Raw genomic sequence first — 13,928 nt, forward strand, 5'->3', positions numbered from 1 at the left:
CCTAGTCTTCCGCCAGCCAGCGAGCATAAGCCCGCACGTCGATCATCGGTACGGTTCCGATCTCCTGCAGCTGGGCGATCAGCTCCAACAGAAAGCCGGTGACGGACTTGCCGTTGAGCGTCACCGCGGTAACGCCGTCGGCGTTGCGGCCGAACCAGCCGTGCGCCGCCACGCAGCCGATATCGAGCAGACTTTCATCCGGTGCGCTGTCGAGCAGGTCCGTCATGGTTTTGCCCATCGGCGGGCTCCACTCGCTTTCGAACGTCAGGATGCCACCGAGAATCCAGTGCGGCTTCTTCGGTTCCGACTTCCCGCCGAGCCACGTCACCGCCAGGCTGGTGCGGTCGAGCTTACGGACGCTCGCCGCCTTGTCGCGGGCATATCCCACATAAGTCGCGTTCAGCGCCTGCTTGGCCTCAAATACGGCATAGACGCTTTCGGCCGGAATGATTTTGATGCCGTGCATCTCGAAAATCAGCGGCGTGTATTGCCGGTCGTAAATGACGACGTCGATCTGCTGACTGAACGTGCCGTGATTGTCCACGATATGGGCGGTGTCTACCTGATACCGCTTCGGCAAATAGGTATTCAGCAAATCGACCCAAACGGCTTCGCTGGCGTCGCCTTTCGTGCCCGAATGGGCGAACGACTTGCGCGCCCGGTTCAGGTCCTCCTGCACCTTGTCGTGCAGCCCGGCCAGTAATTCCTGCAGCGACCACCCACTCATGTGACAAACTGCTCCCAACTACCATTAAGCGCCTGCCCCGCGGCAGCGCTGATCCTCTGTTTTTCCGCAGCCGTCAGAGCGTCCGAAATCACGTTGTTGGTGTTGGCCGGATCGACAAACCGCGCATTCGCAAATGTGTCGCGCAGATAGGTGAGGCACGCGACGATCCGATCGCTCAAGGTCGGGTAATTCGTATTGCTCAGCGCCACGATGACGGCCAGCTCAATGTAGAATGACGGAAAATCCAGCCCTTTCTGGTCTCGCCACAGCTTGATGAGGCGCGACTCCTGCTGCCGGGCGCCCGCCCAGACAGTCGTGATATGCGTCTGGACGTTGGTTTTGGTCCAGGTGCTGGCCTTGCGCCGATAAAGGCTGTGATCATTCGACAAGGCGTTCTGCCGCTTGGCCGGGACCAGGTCCACGTCGTAGCCGCCGACCCTGATGTTTATGGAAACGTTCTGTCGTTTTCGGCGCGTATCCCGCCCCTGCGAGCTTGGCGAACAGCTTGTCGTATATCTCCTGGAGCGTATCAGGCGTGTTCTCCGACAGCGAGATGAACAGGTCGATATCCGTGCCGCTGTGGTTGGCTGTTCCCTTGGAAAATGATCCACTCGGGCTAATCGAAATCAGGTTGCCTTTCGCCCACTCGCCAACCAGCGGCGCCAGAATCCCCTGAACACCCCGCACCGGCGAATATGGCCCGGTATCGACGGCCTCGCGGGCCAATATTCCCTGCAAATAGGCGTCGCTCATGCGTGTGGGTCAGTTCCTTGAAGAATGGGCGAGTGTAACGTCACATTTTACACACTATCTCGCAAGAAGCCTTTTCGTGGCCGATTTCAGATCAGGACAGGCAGTGAGAAACGTGGACCGTTCCACGCCCGTCGTCCAAAATTAGGCGGTATGAGCTGTATTACTGCGTTTGGGACATCGCAGAACTTGACGCACGGCCGAAATGGACGACGCGAAGTCATTGGACAGATCCATTGCAAATTTCGGGACATTTCCGAAGACCATAGCTTTCAAAGGTCTTGATGGCGAAAAGACGAGCCCTCGTTTGCCAGCCCCAAAAGCCGCCTGCGATCGATGAATGCGCCGAATACACCGCCCAGCGTTGCCGGATAAATTCTTACGCCGCCGATATTACGGATGGTATGCAGGCCCACGATTCAGGTCCGTCCGTGGCGCCAGGGCGGGAGCTTCCCACGCTCGCCCGTCCAGATCGGCGTTGGTGCGTGTCAGCTAAAACTTTGCTAGAATAAGTCGCATGAGTCACGATGAATATTTGGACGTTTTTATAGGCGACCCAATCGCGCACCGCTCAGAAGTAAAGCTTCTCAGAGCTTTGAGTAAATTCTCCAACGAACACAAACAGCCACTTCTGGTGTTCGCCAATTTCGAGCTTTCAGGCCGGCAGTTCGACTTCGTTGTCGTCACAGCTGCCCGCGTTGTCGTTACCGAGGTCAAATCAAGTGCCTTTCCTGTGCGTGGAAATATGGAGGGCATGTGGGAGTACGCGACGGCCGATGGCGGCTGGGCAACCGTCACCAATGGCTACAAGCAGGCTCTCCAGCGGAAGAACATCCTTCGTGATGCCATGGGGCGCTTGCCGGAAAGATTTCATCCAGAAGCACATGTCGTTTTCAGCGACGACATTCCTGAGAGGTCCGATCTCACGCCTGGAAACTTCAAGGTGCATGTTGGCGGTTTGGCGGACTTTCTTGCAGCTCTTTCTCGGGAGGAGGGCAATCCCTGGTCTCTTGAGGAGTGGAGGCAATGGGCTGAACGTCAGCGCCTCAGGCGAGTGCCTTTGATCGAGGCATTGGACAATGCGCCGGCCGAACTCATGGGGCGGTATAGAGAAGCTCTCGTCAGGGACTATCAGCCGCAGGCCGATGGCTGGATCGCCGCCAGCGATCAGCAACGTGATGCCATTGCGTCTGCATTGGTTGGGGGAAGTGCGGGAGCATTCGTCACAGGCCCTTCAGGATGCGGCAAGACCCTGATGGCGAAGGCGGCCGCGGTACATCTCTCGCGGGATGGTGCGGTGGTCCTGTTTGTGCAGGCAAAAGACATTTCGGAATCGCTTGCCGATGCCCTAAAAACCGAAATTGCACTCGTGGCGGATATCCCCCTGACCTCGTTGCTGAAAGCTGTCCGGCAGACGTCTGCGCGCGCGTGCATCTTCCTTGACGGCATAAACGAGCTACCCGGCGCCATCTTCGAAAAAACGCTTCGCGGATTGAAAATCCTCGCCAGAAGATACGGAGCGCAACTGGTCGTTACCAGCCAGGGCAAAAGGCCGGCTATTCTCGAAGGGCTGGCACTGATCGCGGTGGGTGAACCGGATGACGACCTGAAGAATAAGATCGCGACGTCCGTAGTAGCATCCTCTCTGTCTGCTGAGGCGCTGAAGGTTCTCGCAGGGGTGCGAAGCGGCCTTGAGGCGAGAATGGTAGCCGAACTTCAAGGAGAGCTTGGCGCTGACGCGACAAGAAGCAGTCTTGTTGATCAGATCATCCGCAAACGCTTGGGAGAGAAAGCGAGAACCTGCTATGCCGGTCTGAGATCCTTTGCCCTTCAGCTCTTTGGGCAGTTCTCTTATTCGATGACCGAGACGGTTTTCGACGATATTATGATCGCGAATGGTCTTGGCGATGAACAGTGCGAGACAATGCTCTCATCCGGCCTGCTTGAACGCCGCGCCGGCCGCATTTCTTTCTTTCACGAGATGTTCCTGTTTGGCTGCGCCGCGCAGGTCTACGCGCAGCTTGCTCGTTCGGGAACAGGTGGAGTGTCGCAAACACTGAATACCGCCTTTGCCGAAGCCCTGGCATCGGATGTTTTGGCGGCAGTCGACGACGAGACAACAGCCTGTGAAATCCTGGGCTCCCTGACGAACGCTGATATTTTAGCAAAGTGCGCTATGGGCGAATCCGGCCCGATAGCCAGGTCGGCATCCCGAAGAATTCTAGCGCAAGCGGCATCCCAGATACTTTTTGACATCGAAAACCTGCGTTTGGCGCTTCGCGTGAGCGAGGACAAGGTCAGTGTCGAGTGGGAGCAACTGCCGGACTACAGCAAAGAAGAGATCGCACGGTTCTGCGGTTTGGGCGTTGCTGCGAAATACGGCGTTATGGTCGAGGAGTATCTGAAGCTATGCCGCGCTATGGATGCTCGGCTTCTCTCTGAGCGCAGACGGTTGGACGAAGATGCCCGACGGTACAATGTCGGGCTTCGAAGCGCGAGCTTCGGACTTGCGTATCTCGGCCTATATTCCGGTTGGAAATCGAGTTTTCGGCTGATGGTTGGAGCTGCACAATCGTTTTGGGAGGACGTTGGACAAAGCGACATTATGCGCTCCAAACATTTGATCGATTTGACATCAGGCGAACTGCATTTCGTCGTTGAACATAGGCACTCCTTATATGCCGGACATGAATCGTCGTTCTGCGAGGAACTCGCTGAGGTGATTACGGCAAGGTTCCGGCGCGAGCCATATCATGTGCAGCTTGTCATTCTGCACGCGGCAGGGTTTGTGCGCCGCGCCTCGGACGCGGCGCTTGCCACACTGACCGAAGCGCTCCAGCAACTCGAGCCGAATGATTTTCACTTATTTATAAGCACCAGCATCATTGAGGCGCTGAAGCTTTTGGGCGCTCTTGACGAGGAGGCGGAGGAGGCGCGGGAAGGGATAAGAGACCAGCTTTGCGCCGCGCTGAACGGCGAAGACGATGAAGATACTTTCGAGCAGGCGTTGTCGATCTACGTTGCCCAGTTCGACCACCCCTTCGACGGCATATATTGCGAGGAGGTCAACGGCCTTTCGGATATTGAGAAGAAGCGGTTGGTAACCCGTGCTTTTCGGGCTGATAGCGTTCGTCACTCCCTGTCGCTCAAATGGCTGGCGACCGCGGTGGCAGATGAAGATGACCCTTCGGATGCGCCACTGTTCGTTCGCTATGCGCGCTATCCGGAAATAAACCCGCACTGGCAGGACGAAATCGCGGTTTTTGTTCTAGCGACGAGGTTTCTAGCGAGACACGGAGTCGAATTGCCTGAAACGCCCACGGATGACGATCGCCAGCGATGTTTCGTACACCTCCGTGACATCGTAAGGTATGCTGAAATTCGTTCGGAGACTGCCTTATCTGCTGCAGCTGCTGCCTGGGAAGCGTTGCTACTTAAACCTGCTCCGATCGTTATTAGTTGTCTGCATGACGTCATCCTGGAGGGGCTTGAGCAGCGCTCGCCGATGTCTGAGTCAAAAAGCTATGGATCGGTAGAAATTTCCCGACTCTTTCATGGGGAATTACTGAAAATTGCGCGGCAGTTCCTGCTTCTGGGCACGCCCGCATTAGACAGTCACGGTCACAAAAATGAGCGCGCCACAGCATGGGCAGTCAGCCTCGTCGGGGAGTTTGGCGACAGGAGCGATTTGGGAATGCTGCGAATTCTCCTCAATCAACCAGACTTCGCGCGATCGGCGACTGCTGCCATTCGCCAGATCGAAATGCGCTGCTAGGTTTGACCCATGCTATACACGACACGGCCCACATCGTGCATCAACACCAAGGGCGTTTCCTACCGCAGGCTAAGGCGCCACTGGCTGCGCGGACACTCGCCCGGGTTTGAACCCCTATAAGCAGTTCAGGCCTACAAGATCCCCCACGCCCGAAACCTCCCCCTGCCCGTCATCTCCCGAAGGCCGAGTTCCAAAACGATCCGCCGCGCCGCCTGCGGCGTCACATCGAGCGTCTTCGCCACCATCCCGGCCGACACCAAAGGTTTTGCCATCACCAGCTCGACCAGCTCCGGCAATTTTGAAGACGTCCGGCGCCCCTCCAGTTTTCGGTCCATCATCGTTTTCGCCAGTGTTAGCCGGTCGTGTTCTTTCATGCCGATCTCGGCGGCCGCCAAAAATCCGTGGGCGATAGCCAGCAACCGGGTCTCCCGGTCACGATGCCGGCGCCGATCGACGGGAATAGTTTTCAGGCCGAGATTGATGGCGGTCAGATGTGCGCCTGACGTGATGCCGGCGTGGCGCAGGATCGAGGCGCAAAACAGCCGGCCGAGCCAGGGCGCGTGCTGCAGCACCGATAGCTCGTTCCAGGCATCGAGGGCGACGATCGCCTGCAGCACCGCCGGCAGGTGTTCGGCCCGACGCAAGACGCCGCGCCATTCGTCCAGTCTGGAATCCTCGTCCCAATCGAGATCATAGACGAGAGGGTCTCGTTCCCGAGTATCTGCCGCAGTCCGTCCGGGCTTCCTGGCTTGTTCGATCGCCGCATCTGAGCGCGCTAGCAGAGCATCGATGGCGGCGTAATCAACGCCTGGCAGATCTTTGCCGTCGCCACCATCGTTCCCCTCCCCTTCCGGATCGATGGCCGCCGCAAGTCGGACGACGCCCGCTGGCTCCGCCGCCTCGGCGCCGACCGTATGGATGTCCGACGGCTGTCGCAAAGTTCGGATATCCTCTGCGGACAACGCCCAATCCGGCGACTGCCCAGATATGCGCCGACGGGTGCGGAGCACGTCACGAGCGATGGTGAGTTCATGGGTGGGTGTGCGGATATCGCGGGTCGCGTCATGGAGGACGAGGTCCTCGAGATGGACCAGTTCGCCATCGATCCACAGCGAGGCACAGGCGTCGGCGAAATTCTGGCGCTCAAGGAAGCCGGCGCCGACCGGCGAACGGGCGCTGCGCTCGTCCAGACGCGCAAGTTCGACACCGGCCCGAAATGCCGGCTCCAACAAGGCTGTCATGCTGATTTTCGCGACATCGTAACCCATTGAAATCATGGTATATGATTTGTTAAAGGAACTCTATCTAAATATTGAAGTTCCTCACATGGTATGATTGTGGGTTGGGCATCTAACCATCGATAACAATCCCTTATCGGAAGTGAAGGGCGCCGTCTCTCAATGGGTGCATTCTCGTCCGCCCCGGTCCTCGCTGTTATTGCCCTGGCCCCGACTATCTATTCGCTGCAGTGGTACTCGCGCTGTTTGAATTCCGCGGGGTGGTCTGGAATACGGTCTCGACGCGGCAAAAAATAATCCCTGACGAACTAAGGGGGCGGGTCAACAGCCTCTATCGGCTGCTGGCCTGGGGATTGCCAATGGGCTACTACTGCCGGGGCTCATCGTGAGGAGTGCCGAGCTGCTTGTAAGCAGAACAGATGCTTTGACTGCCTTTGCAATGCTGCAAAAGCGCGGCTAGCACATCGAGCAAATCCCGGTTGCGCGACAATTGAAGTAGATTGTGCGAAGTTGTTTCCTCTTCGTTGTCCTTCCGGAACGGACAAAGCCAACATTCTGATCTTGCAGGACAGGCTAAACTTGGATGATGCTGTGGACTGTGACAATGATTATGGGAAACTTCCAGATGCTCGGACACAGAATAAACAGCATTGAAGGCGTATGGAGTGACGACAACTTTCCGATGAGCCAAGCGGTGGTTGAGCCCGATGGAAGGCGCGTGCATCTTACGGGTCAAGTGGCTTGGACAAAAGACTGCGAAATCGTCGGGCAAGGCAATGCGGAAAAACAGACGTGCGCTGCAATCAATAATATAGAGAAAGTCCTCGCAGGACTGGGTGGGACAATCGCAGACGTTGTTTCGACTACGATGTATTACGTGCGAGACAATGACCTTGATGCCATACAAGAAGTAAGGCGAGCGCGCTTTGCGACCGATGCTGGACCTGCTGTGACAGGAGTCAGAGTTTCTTCGCTTGTCGATCCGGGATTGCTGGTCGAACTAACCGTTATCGCTGTTATCCCATACGACAGGTTCCAAGTACCTCTGTCTTGATGACAGCAATTGCTTGACGCGGGTCCTCCGAGCGTCCCAATGCAACGTTGCGCTGAGCTCGGGCCCGTCTCCAAGCTCTCGCAAGAAATCCATTCTGCAGCGCTTCATTGTCGAAAGTTTCACGACATGAACCGGGGCGGCGTGCATAACGGCAATCCAATAATCAGGGAACATTTCTAGTAAGGTAATGCCGCGTCTCATCCAGATTGTCGCGCTATAGCGGCGGGCGTTACCCCATGCTGCTGACATTGAGATGACCACTCTGTAACTACTCACCTTGAACCGCGCGGTCGTCACAGTGTCAGCCTAGCTATAGACTACCGAAGGAGTAGGCAGTGGGATCAGCACATGGGCCGTCTGGATTGCTTGCCGGTCTACCACAAGAGAAACAATTCGAAGTACAGGTCGCCGTGATCGAAGTCATAGACCAACTCGTTGAGAATGGTTGGACGCGCATGCAAGCCGCTACAGCGGTTGCGGATGCGGCAGATGACTACATCATGCAGATCGCGATGAAGCCGCATGCCGAGTCCGGCCGAAGCTAGGGGCAATCACGTTTTGGCCCCAGCTCCGCCGGAGCCTGGCGATTGCTTGCAAACAGGGTCCGGGCTTCAAACTTCCGCTAGATAGCGTTTACGGCAGGCCCCATATTCGGCAGCATGACAGAAGAGGAATTCGCACGCCACTTCACCAAAGCCATTATTATGACGGCGTTCAAAACTAGGAGGCTTCCGTTCGGCCGCGACCCGGGAAGATACGCCGCCGACGTAGTTCGGGCATACTGGCGCGAATATCAGAATTACGGTGGGACGCCGGAGCAATACGCTCGCGAGGACGCGAGCCATTGGACGTAGCATCCCGACGCACAAGACACTATCCAGAGCATGAGCGACATCAATGCGCGGCCGATCGCACCCCTCGAAGGTAGCGCTTCGGGATCTTCGAAGGCAGCAGCAACACTGCGATCGACAAGACAAGTTGGTCGGATCCGGAGACGACAGAATAAGCCAAATCCACATGCCGCACATTCTCCGACAATGACCGTGCCTGTGACAAGGAGCCTGAGACGGTGACGTCGCCCCATTTCCTTCCCTCTCACCGCTATCACTGAAAGGGCACAGTCACGAGATTTTCGTCGCCGCCCTCTTTTCCTGCCATCGCAAAAAGCTACCTCTAACGGGCCCGATGATCATGTGCGGACTATAAGGAGCCCGAATTGAACGAAGCCCCAGACACCCTGACCGAGCCTGACAGCGCGGCTGGACTCGATTTTTTGTCTGGTGGCGGGGAAATGGGTGCGTTGTTGCGCGCGCACGACTGGGCGGCAACCGCGCTCGGTCCACCGCAAGATTGGCCGCAGAGCCTGAAGACGGCGGTTCGCATCATGTTGCTCTCCCGCCAACCGATCTGGATCGGGTGGGGCGAGGAGCTGACCTACTTCTATAATGACTCTTACAAGTCGATCATCGGCGGCAAGCATCCTTGGGCCCTCGGAAAACCGACGGCAGAGGTCTGGCGCGAGATTTGGGACGATATCGGACCGATGCTCGCGACGGCAATGGGTGGCCATGAGGGGACTTACGTCGAAGAGCAGTTACTGATCATGGAGCGCAACGGCTACCCGGAGGAGACCTACTACACATTTTCCTACACACCGATCCCTGACGACGACGGCACACCAGGTGGCATTATTTGCGCCAACACCGACGATACCCAGCGCGTCGTCAGCGAACGGCAGCTTGCCCTTCTCCGGGAGCTGGCGACGACCGCGTCCGATGCCCGCAGCTGGCGCATTGCCTGCGAGCGCGGAGCGGCGGCACTTTCCGTCAACGCCTATGATGTGCCCTTCGCCCTCCTCTACATGACCGATGCGGATACACATGTCGCCGAACTGGTCGCGTCCTGCGGCATCGAAATTGAGGCTTCGGGCTTTCCGGCAGCCATCCGTATTGGCGGAGCCTCGATCATTCCGATTGCGGAGGCACTTTATAGCCAGCGACCGGTGCTTGTCGAAGACCTCCCCACAATATCAAAACACCAACTTCCGACCGGAGGATGGCGAATCCCGCCGCAATCTGCAGCGGTGGTTCCCATTATGCCGACCGGCGAAACGGGCCGATCGGGCGCATTGGTCGTCGGCCTGAACCCCTACCGGCTGTTCGACGACGACTATCGCAGCTTCCTGCAACTCGTCGCGGGACAGATCGCCGGGTCGATCGCCAATGCGCAGGCCTATGAAGAAGAGCGCCGGCGCGCCGAGGCTTTGGCTGAACTCGACAGGGCGAAGACGACGTTCTTCTCCAATGTCAGCCACGAGTTTCGCACGCCGCTCACCTTGATGCTCGGACCCCTTGAAGAGGAACTGGCGGACGTGCGCGCTCGCGAGCCGGAGGCTCAGACGCGACTGGAAGTCGTGCATCGCAACGGGATGCGGCTGCTGAAACTCGTCAACTCGCTTCTGGACTTTGCCCGGATCGAGGCGGGACGTGCACAGGCAAGCTTCGAGCCCCTTGATCTGAGCGCCGTCACAGGGGATCTTGCGAGCAACTTCCGGTCGCTGACCGAAAAGGCCGGCCTAAGACTCGTGGTCGATTGCGCTCCCTCGCAGGATCGCGTCTTCGTCGACCGCGACATGTGGGAGAAGATCGTCCTCAACCTGCTCTCCAATGCGTTCAAGTTCACGTTCGATGGCGAGATCCGCGTCGGATTGATCTATGACGCCGACGAGGCTGTGTTGTCCGTCGAGGACACGGGAACCGGTATCCCTGCCGGGGAGTTGCCGCGTCTCTTCGAGCGCTTCCACCGCGTCGACGGCGCCAAGGGACGCAGCTTCGAGGGCAGCGGGATTGGCCTCGCACTCGTGCAGGAACTAGTCAAGCTGCACGGCGGAGCCATCGAAGTCGAAAGTGAAGAGGGTCGAGGAACCAAGTTCACGGTCAGGATGCCAAAGGGCGCCGAGCATCTTCCCCAGGATCGGATTCCGGCGGGCCGCGCATTAGCATCGACGGCGGTCCAGGCAGGTGCATTCTTTGACGAGGCCATGCGCTGGCTTCCCGACGATCCGCAAGAGCAATCGGTGGCGGTGGCGCTAGAGTCTGCGCCGTTCTTGGGGCCGAGTGCCGGTGGTCGGCTCCGTATCGTTCTTGCTGATGACAATGCGGACATGCGGGAATACGTCAGCCGCTTGCTGAGCCCTGAATATGACGTGGAAACCGTGAGCGACGGACTTGCGGCACTGGAGGCGATCCGGAGCCGTCGGCCAGATCTCGTCCTCTCGGATGTCATGATGCCGCGGCTCGACGGTTTTGGGCTGATCCAGGCGATCCGACAGGATCCCGGACTGGCCGAGCTGCCGGTCATTATTCTTTCGGCACGCGCCGGTGAAGAAGCAAGCGTGGAAGGTCTAAATGCGGGCGCTGAGGATTATTTAGTCAAGCCGTTTTCGGCGCGTGAGTTGACGGCGCGGGTGGCAGCGACCCTTGCAATGGCGCGAGTCAGGCGTGAGATGGGCGAGCGTCTGCGCGAAGAGGCCCGCTCGCTCGAAACGTTGAACCGGGTTGGCAGCGTCATTGCCGGTGAGCTTGATCTTGATCGGGCCGTCCAGGCGGTTACCGACGCTGCGACCGAACTAACCGGGGCTGAGTTCGGATCGTTTTTCTACAACGTCTTCGACGAGAAGGGCGAAAGCTACATGCTTTACACGCTGTCGGGCGTGCCGCGCGAAGCGTTTTCCTCTTTTCCCATGCCGCGAAACACTGCCGTGTTTGGCCCGACCTTCGCCGGCGAGGGCATCGTGCGGGTCGACGATATCACGAAGGATCCCCGTTACGGCAAGAGCGCGCCCCACCACGGCATGCCCAAGGGGCACTTGCCGGTGTGCAGCTATCTGGCGGCTCCGGTGATCTCACGGACCGGCGAAGTGCTTGGCGGCCTGTTCTTCGGGCACTCACAGCCCGGTATTTTCACGGACCGCGCCGAAAGGCTTTTGTCAGGCATCGCTGCCCAAGCGGCGATTGCCATCGACAATGCCCGCCTCTATCGGGCCGCCCAACGGGAAATTGCCGAGCGCACCAAAACCGAAGAAGCGCTGCGACGAAGCGAGGCACGGCTTTCGCATCTGAACGAAAACCTCGAAGCGACCGTCGCCGAGCGCACGCAGGAACGTGACCGGACGTGGAACCTCAGTCATGATTTACTGGGTGTCGCCGACCGAAACGGCGTATGGCTCAGCATCAACCCGGCCTGGACGACGACCCTCGGCTGGCCGCAGGAGGAAATCGTCGGAAAGACGTCTGAATGGCTCGAGCACCCGGACGACCAAGAAAAGACGCGGCTCGAAATCGAGCATCTCGCCGGAGGCGGCGTGACGCCTTACTTCGAAAACCGTTTCCGCTGTAAAGACGGGACCTATAGATGGCTGTCCTGGACAGCGGTCCCCGAGGGCAACTTGCTCTATTGTGTCGCGCGGGATGTTACGGTCGCCAAACAACAGGCCGAAACGTTGCGGAACGCCGAAGAGCAACTTCGCCAATCACAGAAGCTTGAGGCGGTAGGAAATCTGACCGGCGGTGTCGCTCACGACTTCAACAACCTGCTGCAGGTGATCGGCGGAAACCTTCAGCTGCTCTCAAAGGATTTGCTTGGCCACGAGAAAGCACAGCGGCGCCTGGAAAATGCCCTCGCAGGCGTGAGCCGAGGGTCGAAACTCGCCTCTCAACTTCTCGCCTTTGGACGCCGGCAGCCGTTGGAGCCGAAGGTCGTCAACCTTGGACGCCTGATCCGTGGCCTTGATGACATGTTGCGCCGGGCGCTTGGCGAAGCCATCGAAATCGAGACGATCGTCTCTGGCGGTCTCTGGAACACGCTGATCGATCCGGGCCAAGCCGAAAATGCTCTGCTCAACCTCGCCATTAACGCCCGGGATGCAATGGAAGGGCACGGCAAACTGACCATCGAAGCCGGTAATGCCTCGCTGGACGACGCTTACGCCGCGCGCCACTCCGACGTCACGCCAGGCCAGTATGTCATGTTGGCGGTTACGGACACCGGGTCAGGGATGAGCCCTGAGGTCATGGAACAAGCTTTCGAGCCCTTCTTCACGACCAAACCGACGGGCAAGGGTACGGGCCTTGGTTTGAGCATGGTCTGGGGGCTTGTCAAGCAATCGGGCGGTCACATCAAGATCTACAGCGAGCCCGGTGAAGGGACGACCATCCGCATCTACCTTCCCCGCTCGAAGCAGGTGGAGGATCTGGCGGTGGAGATTGATAACGGGCCGGTGGTCGGCGGGACAGAGACAATCCTGGTCGTCGAGGACGACGAGGCCGTTCGCACGACGGTGATCGAAATGCTGACGGACCTCGGATACCGCGTTCTGCGCGCAGTCGACGCACAGACCGGGCTGGCGGTCATCGAAAGCGGCGTCCCGATCGATCTTCTCTTCACCGACGTGGTGATGCCCGGGCCGCTGCGCAGCCCCGAACTCGCGCGAAAAGCGCGAGAGCGGCTGCCGCAAATCGCGATCCTGTTTACCTCTGGCTACACCGAAAACGCGATCGTCCACGGCGGGCGTTTGGATGAAGACATTGAGCTGTTGAGCAAACCGTATACCCGTGAGGCCATGGCCAGCAAGATCCGACATGTCCTCGGTAAGCGTCAGCCAGATCCGTCGCGCCGTGTCGAGGAGGATGCGACGCCTTCCAGGCAGGACGGTCCGGCGACCGGGCAGGAGACGGGTCCGTTGCGCATACTGGTGGTCGAGGATGAGCCGCTGATCCTGATGAGCACCACGGATATGTTGGAGACGATGGGACATATAGTCCTTGAAGCAGCCAGCGCGGAAGAAGCACTGTCGATCTTGGAACGAGAGGCCGTCGATGTGCTTCTAACCGACCAAGGGCTTCCCGGCATGTCCGGAGCGGAGCTGGCCGTGGAATGCCGAAGACGGCGGCCGAAACTGGGCGTTATTTTCGCGTCAGGCGCGGCCGGCGTTCCGAGCGTGGAGGGCGGAGACCTGACCGCCGATGCAATCGTGTTGCCAAAGCCCTACGATGACGGTGCCTTGGCAACCGCAATCGAGCAAGTCCAATCGGGGCCTCGGACGTAGCACCAACCGAGCCCAAGTGGGATTAAAGCGCTTCATCCATGCGTGACCACCGGAAATAGATGTCTCGGCTGATTTCACCAATTTGTCGAGCATCATGTGGAGGCGATAACATGAAGACAGCGACGACCCCGGTATTGGAAATCGCCTACCGAGAGTTCGGCCATCCGGGGGTGGCCTGTGGTTTTGAGCCATGGGTTTCCTTACGATCCTCACGCTTACGACGAGGTGGCGCCTCGCCTTGTGGAGGCTGGAGCGCGTGCCATCGTCCCCTATTTTGC

8 protein-coding genes are annotated in these 13,928 nt (G+C 58.6%); 4 read left to right on the forward strand and 4 right to left on the reverse strand.

Annotated features, from left to right (window positions below):
* Nucleotide 1: 1 nt before the first annotated feature.
* The 3 genes from BM216_RS25990 to BM216_RS34485 are packed head-to-tail and all read right to left on the reverse strand — an operon-like array spanning nucleotide 2 to nucleotide 1,480.
* Nucleotides 2–727, reverse strand: a complete 726-nt coding sequence (locus BM216_RS25990; protein ID WP_093002118.1) for a DUF6602 domain-containing protein — start codon at nucleotides 725–727, stop codon at nucleotides 2–4.
* On the reverse strand, nucleotides 724–1,116 hold the full coding sequence (locus BM216_RS34480) for a hypothetical protein (protein ID WP_210217071.1): 393 nt from the start codon (nucleotides 1,114–1,116) through the stop codon (nucleotides 724–726). Before BM216_RS34480 ends, BM216_RS25990 begins: the two co-directional genes overlap by 4 nt.
* Nucleotides 1,106–1,480: a nucleotidyltransferase family protein gene (locus tag BM216_RS34485; RefSeq protein WP_210217072.1), complete on the reverse strand. Its 375-nt coding sequence runs from the start codon at nucleotides 1,478–1,480 to the stop codon at nucleotides 1,106–1,108. Before BM216_RS34485 ends, BM216_RS34480 begins: the two co-directional genes overlap by 11 nt.
* Nucleotides 1,481–1,994: 514 nt before the next feature.
* Here BM216_RS34485 and BM216_RS26000 point away from each other — a divergent pair.
* Nucleotides 1,995–5,252 (forward strand): NERD domain-containing protein, encoded by a 3,258-nt coding sequence (locus BM216_RS26000; protein ID WP_093002119.1) that lies wholly within the window; start codon nucleotides 1,995–1,997, stop codon nucleotides 5,250–5,252.
* 131 nt (nucleotides 5,253–5,383) lie between these two features.
* Here the strand turns inward: BM216_RS26000 and BM216_RS26005 are convergent, their stop codons facing one another.
* A complete protein-coding gene (locus BM216_RS26005; protein ID WP_177230917.1) occupies nucleotides 5,384–6,529 on the reverse strand; it encodes an RHE_PE00001 family protein in 1,146 nt (381 codons plus the stop codon).
* A gap of 565 nt (nucleotides 6,530–7,094) precedes the next feature.
* On the opposite strand from BM216_RS26005, the gene BM216_RS26010 reads away from it, so the two are divergent.
* From BM216_RS26010 to BM216_RS34750, 3 genes are all read left to right on the forward strand, one after another.
* Entirely contained in the window at nucleotides 7,095–7,544 is a 450-nt protein-coding gene (locus BM216_RS26010) for a RidA family protein (protein WP_177230918.1), read from the forward strand.
* A gap of 335 nt (nucleotides 7,545–7,879) precedes the next feature.
* Nucleotides 7,880–8,089, forward strand: a complete 210-nt coding sequence (locus tag BM216_RS26015; protein WP_143102865.1) for a hypothetical protein — start codon at nucleotides 7,880–7,882, stop codon at nucleotides 8,087–8,089.
* Between the two features lie 671 nt (nucleotides 8,090–8,760).
* On the forward strand, nucleotides 8,761–13,650 hold the full coding sequence (locus tag BM216_RS34750) for a response regulator (protein ID WP_244530335.1): 4,890 nt from the start codon (nucleotides 8,761–8,763) through the stop codon (nucleotides 13,648–13,650).
* Nucleotides 13,651–13,928 lie beyond the last annotated feature (278 nt).

The organism is Rhizobium sp. NFR07 (assembly GCF_900111905.1).
Lineage (GTDB): Bacteria > Pseudomonadota > Alphaproteobacteria > Rhizobiales > Rhizobiaceae > Neorhizobium.